The sequence below is a fragment of the Microbacterium sp. genome (genome assembly GCF_040394595.1).
GTDB lineage: Bacteria > Actinomycetota > Actinomycetes > Actinomycetales > Microbacteriaceae > Microbacterium.
This window is the reverse complement of the sequence record NZ_JBEBSA010000013.1, coordinates 1-22,363: the sequence shown is the minus strand read 5'-3', so window position 1 is coordinate 22,363 and position 22,363 is coordinate 1. Positions and strand designations below refer to the sequence as shown.

General features: G+C 70.1%; 18 protein-coding genes. 12 read left to right on the top strand and 6 right to left on the bottom strand.

Annotated features, from left to right (window positions below):
• Positions 1–314: 314 nt before the first annotated feature.
• The gene (locus tag ABWO84_RS12185) at positions 315–1,340 is read right to left on the bottom strand and encodes a LacI family DNA-binding transcriptional regulator (protein WP_353114879.1); all 1,026 of its coding nucleotides are present in this window, start codon (positions 1,338–1,340) and stop codon (positions 315–317) included.
• A 46-nt stretch (positions 1,341–1,386) separates the two neighbouring features.
• Here ABWO84_RS12185 and ABWO84_RS12180 point away from each other — a divergent pair, with 46 nt between their 5' ends.
• The 6 genes from ABWO84_RS12180 (at position 1,387) to ABWO84_RS12155 (ending at position 8,576) form a co-directional block, all read left to right on the top strand.
• Entirely contained in the window at positions 1,387–2,532 is a 1,146-nt protein-coding gene (locus tag ABWO84_RS12180; RefSeq protein ID WP_353114877.1) for a nucleoside hydrolase, read from the top strand.
• The gene (locus ABWO84_RS12175; protein ID WP_353114875.1) at positions 2,529–3,665 is read left to right on the top strand and encodes a glycoside hydrolase family protein; all 1,137 of its coding nucleotides are present in this window, start codon (positions 2,529–2,531) and stop codon (positions 3,663–3,665) included. The genes ABWO84_RS12180 and ABWO84_RS12175 overlap by 4 nt, the downstream gene beginning before the upstream one ends.
• A 295-nt stretch (positions 3,666–3,960) precedes the next feature.
• Positions 3,961–5,079 carry a class I SAM-dependent methyltransferase gene (locus tag ABWO84_RS12170; protein ID WP_353114874.1) on the top strand — a complete coding sequence of 373 codons (1,119 nt, stop codon included), beginning with the start codon at positions 3,961–3,963 and terminating at the stop codon, positions 5,077–5,079.
• Between the two features lie 274 nt (positions 5,080–5,353).
• The gene (locus ABWO84_RS12165) at positions 5,354–6,649 is read left to right on the top strand and encodes a quaternary amine ABC transporter ATP-binding protein (protein WP_353114872.1); all 1,296 of its coding nucleotides are present in this window, start codon (positions 5,354–5,356) and stop codon (positions 6,647–6,649) included.
• Positions 6,649–7,596 (top strand): ABC transporter permease, encoded by a 948-nt coding sequence (locus ABWO84_RS12160; protein WP_353114870.1) that lies wholly within the window; start codon positions 6,649–6,651, stop codon positions 7,594–7,596. The genes ABWO84_RS12165 and ABWO84_RS12160 overlap by 1 nt, the downstream gene beginning before the upstream one ends.
• A 68-nt stretch (positions 7,597–7,664) precedes the next feature.
• Positions 7,665–8,576 carry a glycine betaine ABC transporter substrate-binding protein gene (locus ABWO84_RS12155; protein ID WP_353114868.1) on the top strand — a complete coding sequence of 304 codons (912 nt, stop codon included), beginning with the start codon at positions 7,665–7,667 and terminating at the stop codon, positions 8,574–8,576.
• Between the two features lie 120 nt (positions 8,577–8,696).
• Here the strand turns inward: ABWO84_RS12155 and ABWO84_RS12150 are convergent, their stop codons facing one another.
• Together ABWO84_RS12150 and ABWO84_RS12145 are read right to left on the bottom strand one after the other, a co-directional pair.
• Positions 8,697–9,917, bottom strand: a complete 1,221-nt coding sequence (locus tag ABWO84_RS12150) for a S8 family serine peptidase (RefSeq protein WP_353114866.1) — start codon at positions 9,915–9,917, stop codon at positions 8,697–8,699.
• 15 nt (positions 9,918–9,932) lie between these two features.
• A complete protein-coding gene (locus ABWO84_RS12145) occupies positions 9,933–10,619 on the bottom strand; it encodes a TetR/AcrR family transcriptional regulator (protein ID WP_353114864.1) in 687 nt (228 codons plus the stop codon).
• 67 nt (positions 10,620–10,686) lie between these two features.
• On the opposite strand from ABWO84_RS12145, the gene ABWO84_RS12140 reads away from it, so the two are divergent.
• Positions 10,687–11,442: an SDR family oxidoreductase gene (locus ABWO84_RS12140; RefSeq protein WP_353114862.1), complete on the top strand. Its 756-nt coding sequence runs from the start codon at positions 10,687–10,689 to the stop codon at positions 11,440–11,442.
• Positions 11,443–11,465: 23 nt separating this feature from the next.
• Positions 11,466–11,795 (top strand): nuclear transport factor 2 family protein, encoded by a 330-nt coding sequence (locus tag ABWO84_RS12135; RefSeq protein WP_353114860.1) that lies wholly within the window; start codon positions 11,466–11,468, stop codon positions 11,793–11,795.
• A 178-nt stretch (positions 11,796–11,973) separates the two neighbouring features.
• Here the strand turns inward: ABWO84_RS12135 and ABWO84_RS12130 are convergent, their stop codons facing one another.
• The 3 genes from ABWO84_RS12130 to ABWO84_RS12120 are packed head-to-tail and all read right to left on the bottom strand — an operon-like array spanning position 11,974 to position 17,992.
• Positions 11,974–12,975 (bottom strand): LacI family DNA-binding transcriptional regulator, encoded by a 1,002-nt coding sequence (locus tag ABWO84_RS12130; RefSeq protein ID WP_353114858.1) that lies wholly within the window; start codon positions 12,973–12,975, stop codon positions 11,974–11,976.
• On the bottom strand, positions 12,972–15,590 hold the full coding sequence (locus ABWO84_RS12125) for a family 78 glycoside hydrolase catalytic domain (protein WP_353114856.1): 2,619 nt from the start codon (positions 15,588–15,590) through the stop codon (positions 12,972–12,974). Before ABWO84_RS12125 ends, ABWO84_RS12130 begins: the two co-directional genes overlap by 4 nt.
• Before the next feature lie 44 nt (positions 15,591–15,634).
• Complete coding sequence (locus tag ABWO84_RS12120) at positions 15,635–17,992, bottom strand: alpha-L-rhamnosidase-related protein (RefSeq protein WP_353114854.1); 2,358 nt, start codon at positions 17,990–17,992, stop codon at positions 15,635–15,637.
• Between the two features lie 127 nt (positions 17,993–18,119).
• Here ABWO84_RS12120 and ABWO84_RS12115 point away from each other — a divergent pair, with 127 nt between their 5' ends.
• The 4 genes from ABWO84_RS12115 to ABWO84_RS12100 all read left to right on the top strand — a co-directional run.
• Positions 18,120–19,151 (top strand): Gfo/Idh/MocA family protein, encoded by a 1,032-nt coding sequence (locus ABWO84_RS12115; protein ID WP_353114852.1) that lies wholly within the window; start codon positions 18,120–18,122, stop codon positions 19,149–19,151.
• Entirely contained in the window at positions 19,148–20,164 is a 1,017-nt protein-coding gene (locus tag ABWO84_RS12110) for a Gfo/Idh/MocA family protein (protein WP_353114850.1), read from the top strand. Before ABWO84_RS12115 ends, ABWO84_RS12110 begins: the two co-directional genes overlap by 4 nt.
• Before the next feature lie 22 nt (positions 20,165–20,186).
• On the top strand, positions 20,187–21,482 hold the full coding sequence (locus tag ABWO84_RS12105) for an extracellular solute-binding protein (RefSeq protein ID WP_353114848.1): 1,296 nt from the start codon (positions 20,187–20,189) through the stop codon (positions 21,480–21,482).
• A 3-nt stretch (positions 21,483–21,485) separates the two neighbouring features.
• On the top strand, positions 21,486–22,363 hold an 878-nt coding region (locus ABWO84_RS12100; RefSeq protein WP_353114846.1), incomplete at its 3' end, for a carbohydrate ABC transporter permease.

The following is a 22,363-nucleotide window of genomic DNA, read 5'->3' as shown; positions in this document are numbered from 1 at the left end:
GAGGGGGTCGGCGGCCGTGCTGTCGTCGTCCCGGTGCTCTCCCGCCGAGACGGCTGGATCCCGACGCGCGGAGCATGCCGGGCCGGCGTGAGCGTACCGGGCCGGCGTGAGCGTATCGGGATAACGCGGACGCGCCGGATCGGGTGCCTGCACATCGGCCGCGGCGTGCTGGCATGGCCGCCCGCGCGCAGCGGGACCACCGAGCCAGTGGTGTCCCGTCGACACGGATGGAACGCTGCGCGCGACACGCACCGGGCCGGCGCGAACACGCCGGGTCGATGCGTGCACCTCCGGCCGAGAAAAGAGCCTCCCGGTCAGCCCCCGGTCGGCTCGGGGCAGCCGCACGTCTCGCGGATCACGAGCCGCACGGGCACGAAGGTCGGCGCGTCGGCGGGCTCGGGGCTGAGCACGGCGCGCAGGGCGGTCTCGGCGATCCGGTCGATCGGCACCTCGACGGTGGTGAGAGGCGGGTCGCTGAACGCGGCCTCCTCCGTGCCGTCGAAGGAGATCACTGCGAGGTCGTCCGGCACCTTGAGCCGGAGACGGCGTGCGGCGGCGAGCACGCCGAGCGCCTGCACGTCGGAGGCGACGAACACGGCGTCCGGCCGCTCGTCCTGCGACAGCAGCCGGAGCGCGGCGTCGAGCCCGCCCGCGCGGGAGAACTCGGTGCGCACGATGAGCGACTCGTCGTGCGGCAGCCCCGCGGCGTCGAGGGTCTCGCGCCAGCCGCGCTCGCGCTGCACCGCTTCGGGCGAGCCGGCGGGGCCGTTCACGAGGGCGATGCGCCGGCGGCCGTGCCCGATGAGGTGCGAGACGGCCTGAGCGGCACCGTCGAGGTCGTCGGCCACGACGGACCGGCGGCCGGGGCGGTCTCGCTGGTCGAGGAACACGGTCGGGACGTTCTCGGCGCTGGCCGGGAGCTCGTCGCCCAGGCTCACGATGAGGAGCCCGTCGATCTGGCGGCCGACCAGGGAGTCCACCTGGGCGCGCTCGCGGTCGACGTCGTTGTCGGCGTCGCCGAGCAGCACGGCGTAGCCCTGGTCGAACGCGCGGTTGGACAGCTCACGCGCCAGGGCTCCGAAGTAGAGGTTGCTGACGTCCGGGACGATCAGTCCGACGGCCTGGGCGCTGCGCATCCGCAGGGCGCGGGCGAGGGCGTTGGGCCGGTAGTCGAGCTCTTCCATGGCCGCGAGCACGCGCGCGCGGGTGGCCGGGGCGACGGCGCGCGGACCGTTGTTGACGACATAGCTGACCACCGCCGTGCTGACTCCGGCGGCGCGCGCGACATCGGTGCGCGTCGCGGCGCGCGGAGGATCCCCCTCCGGGGCGTGAGCGGCCATCCGACCCCCTTCCCTCCCGAAATCTATTCGAGTAGATTCCCATCTTATGAGCGTTCCTGTCATCACCGTAACCGACCTCTATCTCCCGCCGGAGGATCCGGGTGACAACTTCGACCTGATCCTGCCGTTCGCCCTCGACCGCGTCGATCTGCGCGCCGTCGTGCTCGACGTCTCGATCGAGAAGCGCGAATCGGTGCGCGAGGGCGTGCTCGGCTACCCCGGCCCGCGCGACCCCGGCGTGATCCCCGTGACGCAGCTCAACGCGCTGTTCGGGACCTCCGTGCCGTTCGGCGTCTCGCCCTTCGCCCGGATGCGCGCGCTCGACGATCAGATGCGCGATGTCCCCGCCTTCCAGCAGCGCGGCCCCGAGCTGATCCTCGAGACCCTGCGGGCGGCGGACGAGCCTGTGCACATCATGTCGTTCGGATCGGCACGCCCGATCGCCGTCGCCTTCAACCGCGACCCGGCGCTCCTGCGCGAGAAGACCGCGATGGTGCACCTCAGCGCGGGCTCGACCACCCTCGACTACCTCGAGTGGAACGTCTACCTCGACCCGATCGCCACGCGGAGGGTGGTCGACTCCGGTCTCCCGCTCGGTCTGTACCCGTGCGCCTCGGCGGTGGACTGCTACACGCCGGACGAGCACAACACCAGCTGGTGGCTGGAAGACCTGCGGTGGATCGAGGGCATGCACCCCGCACTGCGCCGCTACCTGCTGTACGGTCTGGGCGGGCAGAGCAGGATCGACTTCCTGCGGGCGCTCGACGAGGAACCGCCCGCAGAGATCGCCGAGGCCGTCTACGCCCGGCGCCACGCGGTGTGGGAGACGGCCGCCTGGATGATCGTCTCGGACTCCCTGCTGGTGCGCCGCGGCGACGGGACGCACCGGATCATCGCCCGGAACGAGCGGCGCGCGGACGACGTCGTGTTCCGCAATGAGCTCGTCCCCGCGACGGCGGCGAGTCATCCCTCCGGTCTCTACACCTTCGAGACGGGCGACGGACCCGCCCACGTGTTCCGCCGCGACGACCCCCTCGCCTATGAGCGGGCGCTGCAGGAGGCGCTGCCGCACCTGTACCGCTCGTTCACGCCCCCGGGGTGGCAGGGGTCCACCGCCGGCGCGCTGCACGATCCCGAATCCCGCGTCCCCGCGGGGCCGCTGTCCCCCTCGAGCGAAGGAGCCCGACCATGACCATCCTCCGGCGCAGCCGCGCCCTGACCACGATGATCGGCGCACTGGCCGTCGGCCTCGGCATCATCACGGCCTGTACGCCCGCCTCCGCGGCACAGGGCCGCCCGTCCGCGTCGGCCGATCCGATCGCTTGGGATCCGGCATCGATCTCCGCGGTCTACCAGCCGGCCGAGGGCTTCTACGCCTACGCGCCCTCCGTGGTGCGCGACGGCGACACCGAGTGGATCTGGACCTGTCACAACGACGAGCACCGGGTGATCCGTGATCACATCTACCTCACCAAGCGGGTCGCCGGCACCGTCGTCGAGAGCCGTTCGGTGCTGCAGCCGGGAGCGGCCGGCGCCTGGGACAGCTTCCACACCTGCGACCCGAGCGTGGTGAAGGGGCGGTTCGATCTGCAGGGGACCCGCTACTCCTACGCGATGTTCTACCTCGGCAACGATGTCGACGCCTCGGCGCACAATCAGATCGGGGTCGCGTTCGCGAAGGATCCGGAGGGGCCGTGGACCAGGCTCCCCGCGCCCATCGTCGCCGCCGAAGACCCGCTCGCCTGGGGCGCCGGCCAGCCGACGGCGATCTCTCTCGCCGCGAACTCCGGGCGGGTGCTGCTCGCCTACACGCGCGGGGACTCGTCCACGCGGGCGTATGCGGTCACCGTCGACCTGTCGTCCGCGGAGAGGCCGAAGGTCACCGCCGAGGTGCGGCTGCCGATCCCCGGGCTCACCGGATCGGACGGCGCGGGCGACTACCTGAACGGCTTCGACATCGCGCTGGACGCATCGCGGAAGCAGATCGTGCTGGTGCGCGAGCAGCATCCGTACCCGAAGGACAATCCGTGGTGGATCGGCGCGTCCGTCCAGGTCGACGCGATCGCGCTGAAGGACTTCGTCCGCGGCCAGGGCGTGTGGACGCCGCTCGGCGACGTCGACCGTCGGCTCACCGGGTTCAGCCGCAACCACAATGCGGGGATGGTGCGCACCTGGTCGGGCGAGCTGGTCGATCCCGACCGGCCGGAGGTGGTGTTCACGAGCTCGTGCTCGAGTCTGCCGACGGTCGACGATCAGGACTGGTCGCAGGCCACCTGCGACTCGCTGTACTCCTATCGGCTCTGGTCGGTGTCGGGGGAGCGCTGAGGCCCGGGTCGTCTGGATGGCCGCCCGTCGGGCCGGTCCTGCGCATCCGTCGAGCCGGTGTGTTGCCGTCGAGCCGGTGTGCTCCAGGCGTCGGGGTCCGGCTGTCTCGGCGGGATAGTACCGGCTCGGCGAAGCGGCCAGAATGCCGTGGAGGAGCCCCGCGGGGAGTGAGCCCGAACGCGCGGGCGGTGTTCCCGGTGCGTTCGCGTCGTCCCTGTGCGGGCCGTGCGCGGGGATCCGGCCGTCTCGGCGGGAAGGCACCGGGTGCGCGCGGCCCCGCGACTACAGTGGGCGCGTGACGGACTTCGCCTACGACCTGCTGCGGCGCTCCCCCGACGTCGAAGCCCCGAACCTGCAGGCGTGGGACGCCACCGACGAGCTGCTCATCGCCGCGGCCCTCGCCCGGGGAGTCGACGGCGACCGCATCGCGGTGATCGGCGACGGCTACGGCGCCCTCACCCTGGCGCTGACGGATGCCGGGATGCGCGGCGTGCGAGTGCATCAGGACCTCGTCACCGGCCGGCGGGCGCTCGCCCGCAACGCGGCGGCGCTCGGGCTCGACGGCTTCCGCCCCACCGAGCTCGATGAGCCGCTGCTCGCCGGCGCCCGCCTCGTGCTGCTGCAGCTGCCGCGCGCCCTCGCCGAGCTGGAGGAGATCGCCGATGCGGTGGCGCGCTGGGCCTCTCCGGATGCGGTGCTCATCGCCGGGGGGAGGGTGAAGCACATGACCCTCGCGCAGAACGAGGTGCTCACCCGCTTCTTCGGCACGGTGCAGCCCCAGCTCGCTCGTCGCAAGTCGCGGCTGATCATCGCCTCCACCCCACGACGGCCCGCGGGGGAGCCGCCGTTCCCGGTCTCGACCGCGCACCCGGATCACGGCATCGTCCTCGCGGCGCACGGCGGCGCCTTCGCCGGCGACCGCATCGACATCGGCACCCGTGTGCTGCTCGACGCGATCCGCGACGGGAACGTCCCTCCGGCCGCCGAGGTCGTGGACCTGGGCTGCGGCACGGGTGCGCTCGCCGCCGCATATGCGCTGAGGCATCCGGCCTCGCGGGTCGTCGCGACCGACCGTTCGGCTGCGGCCGTGCGCTCCGCGCGGACGACGACGGCCGCGAACGGGCTCGGCGGACGCGTGACCGTGACGCTCGACGACGCCGGGTCCGAGCTGCCCGCGGCATCCGCCGATCTGGTCCTGCTGAACCCGCCGTTCCATCTCGGTGCAGCCGTCGACGAGAACGCCGGCGCGCGGCTGATCGAGGGGGCGGCGCGGGCGCTGCGGCCCGGCGGGGAGGTGTGGACGGTGTTCAACTCGCACCTGGATCATCGCCGCGTCCTGGAGCGCGTGGTCGGGCGCACCGTGCAGGTCGCCCGCACTCCGAAGTTCACCCTCACCCGGTCTGAGAAGCGCTGATCAGAGCAGGGTTCGCTGAGCCGGATTTGCCCCCGATCAGCCAATTCGTTAGCGTGGATCGAAGGTCGGAAGGCCTGAAGACCAGTCCGCGACCGTGTCTTTCTTCGAATTTTGTGCTTACTGGTGTGAGATGCGGGCGTAAGGTCGGTGATCTCTGCCCGGATCCGAATCCGGCGCCCGTGCCGCCAGCACATCGAAGTCGAACGGCCCTGTGATCACCACCCGGGCGTAACCGAAGTGGGCTCATCCACCCGAGGTGAGCCGCGGGGGAAACGTGTCCGAAACCGCTCTCGAAGCGCGCCATCTGTTCAAGGTCTTCGGAAAGAGTCCGAAGCAGGCCGTCGCCCGTCTGAAATCCGGCGAGACGAGGACCGATGTCGCGGATGCCGGGACCGCCGCCGTCATCGACGCGAGCTTCACTGTCAACCGCGGTGAGATCTTCGTCATCATGGGGCTCTCCGGCTCCGGCAAGTCCACCATCATCCGCATGCTCAACGGGCTGCACGACGCGACAGACGGCGAGATCGTCATCGGCGAGGAGGACATCACCGCGGTGCCGGGATCGCGCCTGCGCGAGATCCGTCGCGACCGGATCTCGATGGTGTTCCAGCACTTCGCGCTGCTGCCGCACCGCACGGTGGCCGCGAACATCGCCTATCCCCTGGAGCTGCGCGGCGTCGGCAGGACCGAGCGCCTCGCCCGGGCGGAGGAGATCCTCGACCTGGTCGGGCTCTCCGGCTGGGGCGACAAGCTGCCTTCGGAGCTCTCCGGCGGGATGCAGCAGCGCGTCGGCATCGCCCGCGCGCTCGCGGCCGACACCGACATCCTGCTGATGGACGAGGCGTTCAGCGCCCTCGACCCGCTCATCCGCCGCGAGATGCAGGAGCAGCTGGTCGATCTGCAGGCCAAGCTGCAGAAGACCATCGTGTTCATCACCCACGACCTCAACGAGGCCATGTTCCTCGGCGACCGCATCGCGGTGATGCGCGACGGCCGCATCGTGCAGATCGGCACCCCCGAGGACATCCTCACCGACCCCGCCAACGACTACGTCGAGCAGTTCGTGCAGGACGTCGACCGCGCCCGGGTGCTCACCGCGGGCAACGTCATGGAGCGTCCGCGCCCGGTCGTCGCCGCGACCGCCGGACCGCGCACCGCGCTGCGCCAGATGCGCGACGCCTACATGTCGGCCGTGTACGTGACGGGCCGCGATCGGAAGCTGCTCGGGATCGTCACCGACCGCGACGCCGTGAAGCTCGTCCGCAAGGGCGAGGCCGACCTCACGTCGGTGCTCAAGCCCGTGCCGCAGAGCGTGGACGTCGACGAGGTGCTGATGAACCTGTTCGTGCCCGCCGTCGAGTCGCCGCTGCCGCTCGCGGTGACGGATGCCGAGGACCGCCTGCTCGGCGTGATCCCCCGCGTCACCCTGCTCGCGGCCCTCGGGCCCGGGCCCGGGGCGACGGAGGAGATCACCCTGCCGGTGATCCCGATGCCGACCGCCGAGATCGACGCCGTGCTGGAGCAGCATCCGCCGCTGCCCGGAACCGAGACCAAGGAGGAGGTGCGCTGATGGACGGCTTCCGTCTTCCCCTCGGCGAATGGGTCGAGACCGGTGTCAACTGGCTGCTGAACAACCTCGAGTGGCTGTTCGACTTCATCTCGACGGTCATCGGCGCGCTCGTCGACGGGCTCACCGGTCTGCTCCTCGACGTGCCGTTCCCGGTCACGATCGTCGTCCTCGCGCTCGTCGCCTGGCTGCTGCGCTCGCCGCTGCTGGCCGTCGGCACCGCGGTGTCGCTGCTGGTGATCGTCTCGCTCGACCTGTGGACGCCGGCGATGCAGACGCTCGCGCTGGTGCTCGTCGCCACGATCGTCGCGATCCTCATCGCCGTGCCGCTCGGCATCTGGTCGGCCCGCAACGACACCGTCCGTGCGGTGCTGAAGCCGGTGCTCGACTTCATGCAGACCATGCCCGCCTTCGTGTACCTGATCCCCGCGATCCTGTTCTTCGGCATCGGCGTGGTGCCCGGCATGGTCGCCACGGTGATCTTCGCCCTGCCCCCGGGCGTCCGTCTCACCGAGCTCGGCATCCGCGGCGTCGACGGGGAGACCGTCGAGGCGGGGCACGCGTTCGGCGCCACGCCGGGGCAGATCCTGCGCGGCATCCAGCTGCCCCTCGCGCTGCCGACCATCATGGCCGGCGTCAACCAGGTCATCATGCTGGCCCTCTCGATGGCGGTCATCGCCGGCATGGCCGGCGCCGACGGCCTGGGGAAGCTCGTGGTCGAGGCGATCTCGACCGTCGACATCGGCCAGGGCGTCGAGGCGGGCCTGGGCATCGTGCTCATCGCGGTCTTCCTCGATCGCGTGACCGCCGCCCTCGCGTCGCCCTCGGAGTACTCCCTGCTCGGCCTCATCGGACGCCGCCGCACCGCCCGGCGCCGTCAGGCCGCCGACCAGGCCGCCGCATCCGCCGCATCCGCCGAGGAGGACGCCCTCGCCGCTGCGGCCCGCTGACCCGCAATCCCCTCCCTCACCGAGATCCATACAGAACGAACGAGCACATGCGTGACGAAAGGAACATCATGAAGAAGCGACACCTCACCGGGATCGTGGCGCTCGCCGCCGCGGCATCCATCGCCCTCGCCGGCTGCGCCAGCGGAGACACCGGAAAGCCCGGTGGTGACAAGGGCTCCGACGGCAAGGGCACGATCACCCTCGGGTTCCTGCCCTCCTGGACCGACGGACTGAGCACCGCCTACCTGCTGAAGGACCAGCTGGAGAAGGTGGGCTACAAGGTCGAGATGAAGACCCTCACCGAGGCGGGTCCGCTGTACACCGGACTCTCCAAGGGCGACGTCGACATCTACCCCTCGGCCTGGCCGGAGCTGACGCACAAGTCCTACATGGACAAATACGGCTCCAAGATCGAGGACCTCGGCGCCTACTACGACAACGCCAAGCTCACGATCGCCGTTCCCGAGTACACCGACATCGACTCGATCGAGGACCTCAAGGGCAACGCCGACCGCTTCGGCGGGAAGATCATCGGCATCGAGCCCGGTGCGGGCCTGACCAAGCAGACCCAGGACTCGATGATCCCCGAGTACGGCCTGGGCGACGAGTACGAGCTGGTCACCTCGTCGACCGCCGCGATGCTCACCGAGCTGGGCAAGGCGACCGACAAGAAGCAGGACATCGTCGTGACGCTCTGGCGTCCGTTCTGGGCCAACGACGCGTACCCCGTGAAGGACCTCAAGGACCCGAAGGGCGCGATGGGCAAGCCCGAGAAGCTGCACTTCCTCGCCACGAAGGGCTTCTCGGACAAGTATCCGGAGGCCGCCGACCTGATCGCCGGCATCAAGCTCGACGACGCCCAGTACGGGTCGCTCGAGGACAACGTGGTGAACAAGTTCGGCAAGGGCAAGGAGGCCGAGGCGGTCACCGCCTGGCTGAAGGACAACCCCGACGCGTTCAAGACCGAGATCGCCGACTGATCCGGCGGCACGGCGCCCGGTCCCCTCTGCGGGGCCGGGCGCCGTTGTGTCTCCGGGGTGAGGGGGCTCCGCCCGGGTTCCCGGTGGTGGAGCCCCAGGCCCGGATCGCCCTCCCCGGAATCAGGGGGTCCCGTTGAGGGCGGCCTTGATGTTGACGTCGACCGCGTTGGCGGCGGCGTTCGTCCCGGTGACAGGGGTGCCGGTGCTCTGCAGCAGCGCGGTGAGCTGGTCGACGGTCGGCGTGTATCCGAACTTCTGACGGAGCACGGCATACGCCCCTGCGACCTGCGGGGAGGCGAACGACGTGCCTGAGACGTAGAACGTGCCGGACGACTTCCAGGGGAGCAGGAGGATGTTCTCCTGTGCGCGGTTCGCATCGCCGACCGGGGCGTGCAGCACGACGCTCGACCCGCGGTTGGTGTAGCTCGTGAGGGTGTGCGGCGTGGCGATGTTCGTGGCGCCGACGCGGACGATGTTCGGCCCGCAGTTCCACGTGCCCCGTCCGTGGATGCCGTCGTTCCCGGCGGCCATCACGACGGCGATCCCCTTGGCCTTCAGCAGCGCGGCCGCAGCGTCGACCTTCATGCCGTCGGCACCGCAGAGCGCGCTCTCGGAGAGCGTGCCTCCCGACACGGAGAGGTTCACCGCGGCGATCTTGCCCTTGTAGCCGCTGGTCTCCGAGAGCACCTTGTTGATCCAGTAGAGGGCGTCGACGACGGATTCGTGCGGCCAGCCGATCCGCCCCGTCGTCGAGTCGCCGCCGCCGATCTTGATCTGGAACACGCGCGCTCCGACGGCGGCACCTGCGGTGCGCAGCGCATCCGTCCCCTCGTAGCGCACACCGGGCTGGCCGACGATCGCGCCCGCGGTCGCGGTGCCGTGGAAGTTGTGGCAGAAGTCGCCGCCGTCGACGCAGGAGTTCGTCGGCGCGTTCGACGGCTGCGACGACCCGGCGAGCATGCTGAAGTACATCGGATCGTTGCCCGGCGCGGACGACGTGACGACGGTGGTCGTGTCGCACAGGGTGGGGAACGGTGTCGTCCCCTTCTCCTGTCCGATGCACGCCTCTCCGGCGATCTTCGAGGCGCCGGTGGCGGTGACGAACGCCGGATTGCCGGCGGTGAAGGCGCCGTCGACGTCGACGACGATCTGGCCGTTGCCCGTGAAGACCCCTCCGGAGGAGTCGACGTACTGGCCGTTGACCGTGCCGCCGAGGTTGAAGGCGGCGGCGGTCGAATCGGGCCAGCCGGGGGAGGCGGCGGTGGCGGCGGGGGTGATCGCGAGGGTGCCGGCGGCGAGCATCAGGCCGAGGACAACCACGCTCTGGAGTTTCGCTCTCATACCGGAAGGGTACTGTCAGCGCTCCTCATCGCGCAGGCGTTGCAGCCAGCCGATGAGCAGAGCGGTCTCGGCGACGCCGAGCGTCTCGGGGTGCGACGACGCCAGCTCGATCACCGCATTGACCGCCGAGCGGGTCTCGGCGGGGGCGGTGCCCGTGATCGCGGAGATCACCCCTTCGCGCACGGCGGCGGACAGGGCGTCGTCGCGCTCGGCGAGGATGATCTGGCGGAGCGTCACGCCGATGTTCGCCACGAGGATGTGCGCAGCGGCCTGAACCGGATCCACCGCCAGGCGCCCCTGTGCGGCTGCCTGGGCGGTGAGCCCGCGGAGCAGCTCGCTCGGCCGTTCCTGCGCGTCCGGGCTGTATCCGGGACGCACCTTGCCGTACATCAGCGTGTAGAACCCCGGATGGGCGATGCCGAACGCTACATGGGCGTCCCACCCGGCGCGGATGTCGTGGATCGGGTCGCCGTTCGGCTCCTGTGCGCCCTTGGCCTCGAGGTACATGTCGAATCCGCGCTCGACGACCGCGTCGATGAGGCCTTGCTTGCTGCCGAAGAAGTGGTAGAGCGTGGGCAGCTTCACGCCGACCGCATCGCAGACGGCTCGCAGCGAGAAGTCCTCGCCGGGCGCGGCCGCGATGAGGTCGGCCGCAGCGTCGATGAGCCGCGTCCGGGTATCCGCGGGCGAATGCTCGATCACCCTGTTACCGTATCGCTGTATCAATGATATACATATACATACCAACGATACATAGGGGGAATCGCTCATGACGATCCACACACTCAGCGGGAAGAACGTCCTCATCGCCGGAGGCGGCAAGAACCTCGGCGGACTCATCGCACGGCAGGCGGCCGAGGCCGGCGCGAACGTCGCGATCCACTACAACTCCGCGTCGAGCAGGGCCGAGGCCGAGGAGACCCTCGCCGCGGTGCAGGCCGCGGGCGCGAAGGGGGTGCTGCTCTCCGGCGACCTCACGCAGCCGGAGAACGTCACCCGCCTCTTCGCCGACGCCGCGGACGGGCTCGGTCCGATCGACGTCGCCGTGAACACGGTCGGCAAGGTGCTCCGCAAGCCCATCGTCGAGACCACCGAGGACGAGTACGACGCGATGTTCGACATCAACGCGAAGGCCGCCTACTTCTTCCTGAAGGAGGCCGGGCAGCATCTCGCCGACGGCGGCAAGGCGATCACGATCGTCACCTCGCTGCTCGGCGCGTTCACCGACGGATACTCCACGTACGCGGGAGGGAAGAGCCCGGTGGAGCACTTCACCCGGGCCGCGGCCAAGGAGTTCGCCCCGCGCGGCATCTCGGTCACCGCGATCGCCCCCGGGCCGATGGACACGCCGTTCTTCTATGGACAGGAGACGCCCGAGCGGGTGGCGTTCCACAAGTCGCAGGCGATGGGGAACCAGCTCACGCAGATCGAGGACATCGCGCCGATCGTGCGCTTCCTCGCCACCGACGGCTGGTGGATCACCGGTCAGACCATCTTCGCCAACGGCGGATACACCACGCGCTGACCGCGCGGAACAGGAGGACGGACATGACAGACCAGACGATCCCGGAGCCGGTGGCATCCTTCATCGAGGCCGTCAACCGGCACGACGAGGACGCGCTCTTCGACACCTTCGCCGCGAATCCCGTCGTGGACGACTGGGGCTCGATCTACGACGGGCGCGAGGCGATCAAGACGTGGAGCGATCGCGAGTTCCTCGGCGCACGCGGCGTGCTCACCGTCGAGGAGGTGTCGACGGCGCCGGGCGAGGTGACCGTGATCGGGGACTGGCGGTCCTCGTTCGCGAACGGCCGCTCGCGCTTCGTGTTCCGGGTCGCGGGGGACGCCATCGAGAGGATGACCATCCGCGAGGGGTGAGGACCTCTCCGCGGCTTCGCGTCGGGCCCGGTGGGCTCGCGTCGACCCGGGGGGCTTGTTTCGGCCCGGTGGGCTCGCGTCGACCCGGTGCTCTGCATGCGCGGGGATCCGGGTGTCTCGGCGGCGGCGCACCGGGCCGGCGGGTGGAGGCCGGGTTCCCGGGAGGGCGGAGGCGTGCTCACGCGCTCCGGCGACGGACGAGAGCAGGTGCGAGCAGGGCGTGCTGATGCTCGTGGTCGACGCCTTCCTCGCGCTCGGTGAGGACGAGCGAGAGTGCGGCACGTGCGAGCTCGGCGGTCGGCTGACGGATCGTCGTCAGAGGGACGATCGCTGTGGAGGCCTGGCTGATGTCGTCGTAGCCGATCAGCGCGACGTCCTCGGGCACGCGGACACCGGGAGCCGACAGGAGCGCCTGCATGATGCCGATGGCGATGAGGTCCGTCGCCGCGAAGATCCCGTCCGGCCGACGCTCCGGGGGCTCCCGAAGGATCGCCTCGCCGACGGCGAGACCGTCCTGGACGTTCTGATCGATCGTGTCGATGCGCCGGATCGTGCTGCCCGGGTGCCGGCCGACCTCCTCCACGGCTCCCCGCCACCGGTCCCTCACCTGGTGGAGCGGTCCGCCGACGAACGCCAACCGGTTCCGGCCCGACTCCAGCAGGTGGGAGACGGCGAGGCGCGCGCCTGCCTCTCCGTCCATCGCGACCGTGCAGAAGCCGGGAACGGCGGCATCGGGATCGAAGAGAACGAACGGCATCCCGTGCCTGTGCAGCTTGCGCATGCGGTCGGTCACCCCGTCCACGGGAGCGACCAGGAGCCCCTCGACGCGCTGGCCCTCGAAGAGGTCGAGGTAGCGATCCTCGCGCTCTGGGACCTGGCTGCTGCTGCCGAGCACGACGGAGAACCCGTTCTGCTCCGCAGCGGCCTCGCAGGCGTTGCTGAGGGCGGCGAAGAAGGGGTTCTCGACGTTCAGCACGATCATGCCGAGCGTCGTGCCGCCTCCCATTCGCACCTGGCGTGCGAGATCGTTGCGGACGAAGCCGAGCTCGTCCATCGTCGCCTGCACGAGCGCGAGCATCTTCGCCGAGACCATCTCGGGGCGGTTGATCGCATTCGAGACGGTTCCGATCGAGACGCCGGCGTGCTCGGCGACCTGGCGGATGCCCACTGCCCTGCTCACAGCTGTCCCTCCCCCGACGGCACCGTCTGCAGATCGGCTCTCATCATAGATTCATCGGCCTCGATCCGTCGTACCTGCGCCGAGAACCGATGGACGCCGTGCCCGACGACGACGGGTTCTCTGGAATCAGGCAGATGCACTTCGGCGATCGTCCCCACGGGCACCGTCGCCTCGAGCTCGAGACGGTCCCGATCGCGGCGCCAGGACACCGAGATCTCGCCGTACGGGCACTCGAGCCGGGTCGAGGCGTGGGTCAGCTCTCCCCGGACAAACGGGCCGATCCGGAACCTCGAGAATCCGGGGTCGAGGGCGGTGACCCCGCCGATCCTTCGATGGATCCAGTCGGCGACCGCGCCATAGGCGTAGTGGTTGAACGACGTCATCTCACCCGGGTTGACGCTCCCGTCGGGAAGTAGCGAGTCCCAGCGCTCCCAGATCGTGGTCGCCCCCATCGTCACGGGGAACAGCCACGAGGGGGACTCCGTGGCGGTCAGCATCCGAAAGGCCACGTCGGCGTGCCCAGTCTCGGTGAGCGCATCCAGCACATGCGGCGTGCCCAGGAAGCCGGTGCTGACGCGGTGCCCCGCCTCCGCGACGAGCTCCGCGAGCCGCGCCCCCGCGCCGGCCCGTTGCGCGGAGTCGGTGAGGAGGTCGAACTGCAGGGCCAGCGCGTAGACGGTCTGGCAATCGCTCATCACTCGCCCGAGCGGCGTGACGTAGGCCTCGAGGAACGCGCACCGTATCCGGTCGGCGAGCAGGTCGTAGTGCTGCTCCTGGTCGTGGTGACCGAGTATCCCCGCGGTGCGGGCGAGGAGCCGCGTCGAGCGGTAGAAGTACGCCGTCGCGACCACGGCGGGATCGGCTTGCGCCGCCGCGGCGTCGTCCGCGGGCGAAGACGGATCGAGCCAGTCCCCGAACTGGAATCCGGTCTCCCACCGGAGCGAGGGGCCCGCCAGGCGTTGGACGCAGTCGACCCATCGGCGCATCGAGTCGTACTGACGTCGGAGCACATCCGCGTCGGCGTAGCGCTCGTGGAGCGCGAACGGCACGAGCGTGGCGGCGTCTCCCCACCCCGCGGCGTTCACGTCGTCCGGGCCGAGCACGTGCGGAACGATGAAAGGCATGCTTCCGTCGTCGTATTGTTCGATCGCGAGGCTCTCCAGCCAGTCGGCGAGGAAGCCGTCGACGTCGAAGAGGAATGCCGCGGTGGGGGCGAAGACCTGGATGTCCCCCGTCCATCCCAGCCGTTCGTCGCGCTGCGGACAGTCGGTGGGGATGGAGAGGAAGTTGCCGCGCGTGCTCCACACGACGTTCTCGTGCAGGCGGTTCAGCCGCGGATCGGAGCACTCGAACCACCCGGTTCGTCGAAGGTCCGTTCCGATGACGACGGCGGAGACATCGGCCGGGTCCACGTCGTCGACGCCGTCGATCTCCGCGTAGCGGAAGCCGGAGAAGGTGAACCGGGGTTCGAGGGTCTCCTCCTGGCGTCCGGAGAGCAGATAGCTCGCCGTCGCGCGCGCACTGCGCAGGGGGCGCACGCACAGCTCGCCGTCCTCGAGCACCTCGGCATGACGGACGGCGATCCGGTCGCCCGCTGTGCCGCCGCGTACGACCAGGCGCACCCATCCGACGAGATTCTGCCCGAAGTCTGCGATGGTCCGGCCCTCGGCGGTGCGGTGGACGGAGAGCGCCCTGCGCACCTCGGTCGCGCGTACGGCGGGCGCACGACGGGGGACGAGGATCCCGAGGTCGAGGTCGAGGCCGTCGACCTCCTCCGACTCGGCGCGCTGTCGCTCGCCGATCGTGTCCGGCACGCGCATGTCGGTCGACTGACCGTCATAGAGATCATCGGCGAGGATGCCGCTCGCGGTCGCGCGCCAGCGCAGAGGGTCCGTGCCGACCACGGTGCGGAGCCCCGCGGCGTCGGTCATCTCGAGCTGGGCGAGGAGACCGAGACGATCGCCGTAGAGCGCCCTGTTGCCCTCCCAGACCAGCTGACCGCGGTACCAGCCGTTGCCGAGGACCGCCTGGACCTCGTTCTCCCCCTCCCGGATCAACGCGGTGACGTCGTAGGTCTGCACGGCGAGTCGCTCCCGGTACGGCGTCCAGCCCGGAGCCAGCACCTCGTCGGTCACGGGGATGCCGTTGATCGCGACGTCGTAGACGCCCAGCGCAGTGACGTACAGACGGGCGATCGTGGGGCGACGGGGCAGCTGGAACGACGAGAACACGATGGGGGCGGGGTCACCGATGCGGCCGAGCGAGTGCGGAGTGATGGCCTTCGCCGTCCAGTCCTCCTCGCGGAGGAGTCCGGTCTCATAGGCGGAGGGCGCGCTGAAGGTCGACCATGCGCCGTCCTGCCCGACCCTGACGCGCACGGACACCCGCTCACGGGAGCGGAGTGGCCGGAAGGGCCAGGGCACGCGGACCTGGGCCGTCGTGCGGAGACGGATGCGCTGCACTTCGTCGGCACCCGTCGCGACGATCTCCACCTCCTCCTGGCGCCACTCCGGGTCGTCCGTGGTCACGGTCCAGGTGAGGGGCGGCGACGGCTCACCTCCGCCGAGGGTGTTCTCGGCGTGGCCGAGGCGGAGGCTTCGTACGAGAGTGTTCACGGTGTCCTTTGCGATGGGGTCGGGAGGGGACGGGATGCGGCGGGTCAGCTGAGCGGCAGCGTCACGTGGTGTCGTCCCGATGGCAGGAGCTCGCCCGATACGAGCTCCGCGCTGATGCCCTCCGGGAGGTCGACGGTGACTTCGAGGTCCGTGCGCGAGGCCTTCCACCCGATGCGGAGCGGGCCGAGAGGAGTGGGGACGACGCCTTCCGCCCAGCGGAGATCGCCGGCGACGGGGTGGAGGAGCACGCGTTCGAATCCGGGGGCCAGCGGGCGGATCCCCAGCACGTGACGCTGCAGCACGCTGACGGGACTGGTCGCGAAACCGTGGCACAGGCTCCCGGCGCCGTCGAAAGACTCGCGACCCGGCGTGTAGACGCCGCTCTCCCAGATGGTTCCCGGACCGGCTGAGAGGATGGGCGCCCAGCGCGCGCGCAGAACGTCGACGACCTCCGGCGAGGGGGCCATCGCCTCGAGCAGGAAGTGGTGGAGGAACAGCTCCGGGACGAGGAGCGAGGGGTCTGCGAGGTCGGCTCGCCGGGCTCCGGAGGAGGTGGCGGGATGCGCGAGGAGAGCGAGGGCCTGGGCCAGAGCCGACTGCGGGGCTCCCGCTGCCCTCCACTCCCGGTATCTCCCCGTGTGCGCGTCGAGGAGCGCGTCGTCGATGCGCTGAGCCGCGGACGACGCCTGGCGCCGACGCTCGTCCCCGGCGTCGTCGTCATCGCTCAACCAGCCCTGGAGGTCCGCCGTGGCCTGCAGGGCGAGGACTCGCAGCCAGGACAGGGAGGCGGTGGCGCGGCCGTCGAGCGAGGCATCGGAGAGCTCGAACGACCAGTCGACGAAGTTCCAGATGTCGGGCGGGGGCGCGACGAGTCCGTCGTCGTCCAGGAACCGATCACAGGCGCGCAGGATCCTCTCGATGATCGGGAGCATCTCCGCGGCGAGGGCGAAGTCGCCCGTGTGGAGGAGGTGGTCGCGCACGATCAGCGGGAGGAACAGGTTCGCCGAGGGGAAGGACATGTGCCGGGCGGAGGACGCCAGATCCCGTCCGGGTTCGAGGCCGTACGGAACCGGGGCGGGGATCAGGCCGTCCTCGGAGATCTGGTCGGCGGCCATCCTCAGGCAGTGCGCCGTCAGGCTTCCATCGCCGGAGAGCTGCAGGGCCACGCGGCTCTCGACGAGGAGGTCGTTGAGGTAGAGCGCGTTCTCCCGCCACGGGCAGTCGACGAAGGTGTCCACCGCGCAGGCGCTGAGCGTCTGGACGCAGCCGTCCCAGATCTTCACGAGCTCGGTGTCCGAGGCGGCGAAAGACGCCACGTCGGCGAGGGGGTGGCGGCGGTCCACGGCGTGCGCGGAGTGGAGCGTCACGGCGGCTCCCGCCCTGCGGATCACGAGCTGGACCAGCCGGAAGCCGCGCACGTGCAGTCCGGGGGTGATTCTCTCTCGGCGGCCCGAGGCGATGACGCGGTCGACGAAGCTGTATCCGTGCACGACGGCGGCCGCTCGCCCGTCGACGAGTGTCTCGTCGTAGACGATGTCCATGATGGTGCCGGCGGGGGCCTCGAACTCCACGGCGAGGCCTCCGTTGACCTCCTGGGGAAACCGGAGGAGGAGCACCGGGTCGACGTCGCCGGCGGGGATCACCAGTCGGTCCCGCGGTGAGGTGTCGAGCGGTCGTCGGACGGGCAGATGCCTCTCCGACGCGAGCAGGCGGGCGATGGGGTGGGGTCCCGGCCCGTCTTCCGCGGGTGCCGGCTCCGGATCGTCGGCGGGGCGGACGTCCGCGAGATGCACGACCTCCTCCGGATCGATGCGACGCTCGGTGAGCGGCGGGGTGTCCCGTTCCCGCAGCTGCTTGGCGATCTGCGCGTCGGGCAGCACCGTCGCGTCCTCCCATCGGTCGTCCGATGCCCCCGTGGCCCAGCCGGGGAGCGTCAGGCGCAGGTCGCGATGCTCCATCCACCCGATCTGGAAGGTGTATTCACCGCTCCTCCTCCGCCACTCGGGCGCGGGGTGGCACTCCCAGCGCTCGTCGGTGTCGAAGACGCCCATGAGCTCCTCGGCGCCCTCCCATCCGCGTGTCTCGATGTGCAGCGCGGCGAACGGCGACGCGGCGGTGAAGGTGGGCCGGCCCGGCGAGTGCACCGCCACGGCGATCCAGTTCTCCCCGACCCGGAGGCTTCGGCTGATGTCGATCTCGTCGACATACGCCGCCGCCACGCTTCCGCGGGACGGTCCCGCGCCGATCTCCTCGCCGTTGACCCAGAGCTGGTATCGCGACTCGGCGGTGATCGCGAGGGAGAGGCCCCGTGGCACGCGGAGCAGTCGCACGCCGCGGCGCGCGAGGAAGTAGGCATCGGGCTCGGTGAGAGCGTCGCGGTGCGAGATCCACTTCGCGGTCATGGGCGGCTCCTCGGCATCCGTCACTTGTGCTTTGAAAGGTTTCATGTAAGTATCGCCAACGACAACGGACGGCGCAAGACGCGTCGCCGTGAAAGCCCGTCAGGCGTCGACGCCCCCAGGAGGATCAATGACGAGTCACCGTGCGGCGGTGTCCGCGCTACGCGTGGGAATGGCCGGCACCGGCGGGATCGCGGCAGCGCATCTGCCGGCCTGGCTCTCCCTGGGCGTCTCCGTCCGCCTGTACTCGACCGACGGCACGGCGGAGGCGGTCGCCGCCGCACACGGGGCCGCGGTGACCGTCGCAGAGTCGTGGCGGGACCTCGTGACCGGAGCGGATGTGATCGACGTCTGCACTCCCAGCGACACGCACGCAGACCTCGTTCTTTCCGCGATCGACGCCGGATGCGACGTGCTCTGCGAGAAACCGCTGGCGCTCACCGCCGCGGATGCCGACATGCTCGTCCACCGCGCACACGCGGCGGGCCGCAGGCTCTTCCCGGGACACGTCGTCCGCTACTTCCCTGCGTACGAGGCGCTCGCCCGCGCAGTTGCGGATGATGATCTGGGACGGATCGCCTGTGCGCGGTTCACCCGAACGGGCGCCGCTCCGGACTGGGCCGCATGGTTTCACGATCCCGCCCGATCCGGCGGGATCATCATCGACCAGATGATCCACGACATCGACCAGGCGGTGAGCCTCTTCGGTGAGGTCGTCCGGGTGCACGCCCGTCAGAGCACATCGTCCGATCGGGACGGCACGGCGAGCGCGGTTGCGACGTTGGAGCACCGATCGGGCGCGATCTCCACCGTGATCGGGGTGTGGGGCCCGACAGGCACCCCCTTCCGCACCACGTACGAGGTGACCGGGACCGGCGGGACGATCCGACACGACTCCGCCGAGAGCTCCGGCCTCGTCGTGCGCGGTGCGGTCGCCGGCGGCGGCGAAGCACGCGGCATTCCGCTCGGCGACAGCGCCGAGACGCCGTTCCACCGGGAGATCGACGAGTTCGCCACGGCATTCGCCGGAGGCCCGGCGCCCCGGGTGACCGCGGCGGACGGCGCCGAAGCGGTTCGTGTCGCCGAGGCGTGCGCACGATCCGCTCTCGACGGGCGAGAGATCGTGCTCTCGGGCGTCGCGGTTCAGGAGGAAGGCGCATGATCCGCGTCGCAGTGATCTCCTTCGCCCACGTCCACGCCGAGGGGTACCTGCGTGCGCTGGCCCGACGGGCGGATGTGGAGCTGTTGTCCTGTGATCCGGACGGGGGATCCGACCCCGACCGGGGCGCCGCACTCGCCGCGCGGGTGGGCGTGGCCTTCGTGCAGAGCCTGCGCGAGGTGTCGGCCTGGGCGCCCGACGCCGTGGTGGTGGCGAGCGAGAACGCCGACCATCGACGCTATGTCGAGTGGGCGGCCGGGCAGGGGTTCCACGTCCTCTGCGAGAAGCCGATCGCCACGACCGTCGAAGACGGGCGCGCCATGGTCGCCGCCTGCGCACAGGCCGGAGTGCAGCTGATGATCGCATATCCGGTGCGGTTCTCGCCGATGTTCCAGGAGCTGAAGCGCCTGGTCGACGCCGGTGGACTGGGCAGGATCCTCCATGTCTACGGGACGAACAACGGCAAGATCCCCGTGGGGGAACGAGCCTGGTTCGGTGAGAAGGAGCGTTCGGGCGGCGGTTCGCTGATCGATCACACCGTGCACATCGCCGACCTCCTCGATGTGCTTCTCGACGGCCGTGCCGCCGCGGACGTCCACGCCGCCGTGAACAACGTCCTCTACCCGGAACTCGTCGACGTGGAGACGGCCGGCGTGGTCACCGTGCGATACGAGGGCGGGCCGATCGCGTCGATCGAGTGCGGGTGGAGCCACCCTCGGTCGCATCCCACCTGGGGTGGCCTCGCCCTCACCGTGGTGGGTGAGAAGGGGATCGTGGAGCTCGACGCCTTCCCCCGCCTCGCCGAGGGGCTCGCCGCCGGGAGCGGAGTCGGGCGCTGGTACGGCGGCGGCCCCGACCTCGACGCGCTGATGCTCGACGAATTCCTCTCGGCGATCGCCACGGGGCGTGCTCCCGCCTCCGACGGCGCCTCGGCGATCAGGAGCCTCTCCATCGTCGAATCGGCCTATCGCGCGCTGAGCCTTCAGAGCGCGGAGACCGCATCCTCCCCCGAATGACCCGAACACGAAAGCAGGACACATGATGAAACCCACACGGAAAGTCGCCGGCATCGCGGCCGTGGCGACGATCGTCGTCGTCACCGGCGGCCTGGCCGGCTGCGCTCCCGCCTCGCAAGGGAAGGAGGGCGGTCCCGTCGTGCTCGGCATGACCGCGTCGCTCGTCGACCAGTTCACGGCATACGCCGACGCGTACAACGCCACCGATCCCGCCGTCCCGGTCAAGGTCGTCGACCTCGCGGAGGGGAGCGACATCGTCCAGTCGCTGGTGACCAAGAACCTCAGCAACGACCTCCCCGACATCGTCTTCAACTACGACTCGTTGAATGCGACGCTCGCGAGCAAGGATCTGCTCGCCGACCTCAGCGGACGACTGGAGAAGGGGGACCTCACGTCGAAGACCTTCCTGCCCCAGTTCCTCGAGCAGTACGCCGTGGACGACGAGGTCACGGGTCTTCCGGTCAGTGCCGACACGAGCATGCTCTTCTACAACAAGGACGTGTTCGCGGCCACCGGGGTGACCGAGCTGCCGAGCGCCGACTGGACCTGGGACGACATGTACCGGGTGGCCGCGGAGATCACCGAGAAGGGCAAGGGCCAGTACTACGGGCTGCAGAGCCCCGCCGGGCAGGGGAGCACCGGCTTCGTCTACTTCCCGATGCTCCAGGCGTACGGCGCCGAGGTCTACGACAAGGACACCGGGAAGACCGGCATCGGTTCGGGGAAGGCCCTCGACGCGTGGAAGACGCTCCTCGCTCCCTACACCGAGGGCTTCGGCACCCCGTACGAGGTGTCGAACACCCTCACCAACTACTTCGACGGAGGGCAGGCGGCGATGGTCATCCAGGCCCGGCCGGGGGTCAACACCTACCGGGAGAGCCTGAAGAACTGGGACGTGTCGTCCGTCCCGTCCCAGAACGGCATCCCGGTCATCGGCGGCGGATCCTACGGGCTCTCCGTGACGAAGAAGTCGCAGAGGCAGGACGCCGCGTGGGCGTTCCTCAGCTGGTTCTACAAGACGGACGGCGGAATGGTCCCGGCGCAGAAGAACGGGGTCGTCCCCCCGACCGTCGACGGAATCGAGAACGGGGCGTGGCGTGACGACGATCATCCCCTTCCCGCGCACCTGATCGCGACGACGGAGTCCTCGGCCAGGGACGCCATCCTCGCCCCGACGCTTCCCGTCGCAATGTCCACCTCGATGAACGAGCTCCTCAACAACGCCCTCCAGGAGGTCGTCCTCAACGGCAAGAGCGTCGAAGAGGCCTACGGCGCGGTGGAGGCCGAGCTCGACAAGCGCCTCGCTGCGAAAGGCTGAGGCGTGACCACGATCGTCAGATCCGCTGCGGGGGGCCCGAGCTCCCCGCAGCGGCCGGCCGGCCCGGCCCCCCGTCCCGGGCGCAGGAGGCGGCGCTCCGCGACGGCGGACCAGGACGCCCGCGCCGCAGCGGTCCTCGTCACCCCGAGCCTGGTGATGTTCGGCGTCTTCATCCTGCTGCCGACACTCACGGGTGCCGCGCTGAGCCTCTTCTCCTGGGACTTCTTCGGGGCCCCGCGTTTCGTCGGACTGGAGAACTATCTGCGTCTCGGCAGTGACGTGGCCGTCCTGCCGGCGCTCTTCGTCACGCTGAAGTTCCTCGCCTTCGGGATCGTGCCGACGATCGTGCTCGGGTTCGCACTCGCGGTGCTCGTGAGCGCGAACCTCCCCGGGATGGGCGCACTGAGGTTTCTCTACTTCGTGCCGATCGTCGTCTCCGTCGCCGTCTCCGGTGTGCTCTGGGCGACCCTCTATTCTCCGCGGCAGGGTCCGTTGAGCGCTCTGCTGCGCACGGTGGGCATCGCCCCGCCCTCCTGGCTGTCCGACTCGACCTGGTCCGTGCCCGCGCTGAGCGTGATGATGATCTGGCTCGCCCTCCCGGTCGTGATCCTGCTCTACCTCGCCGCCGTGCAGCGGATCCCCGACGACCTCTACAGTGCGGCGGCCCTCGACGGCGCCAGCGCATGGCGGCAGCTGTGGAGCATCACCTGGCCGAGCGTCATGCCCACCACGGTGCTCGTCAGCGTCATGCAGCTGCTGAACTTCGCGTCCGCGAACCTGGATGTCACGCTGATCATGACGCAGGGCGGCCCGCTGTACTCCACGCGTTCCCTCGCCCTCTACGCGTATGAGACGGCGTTCCAGAAGCTCGACGTCGGCTA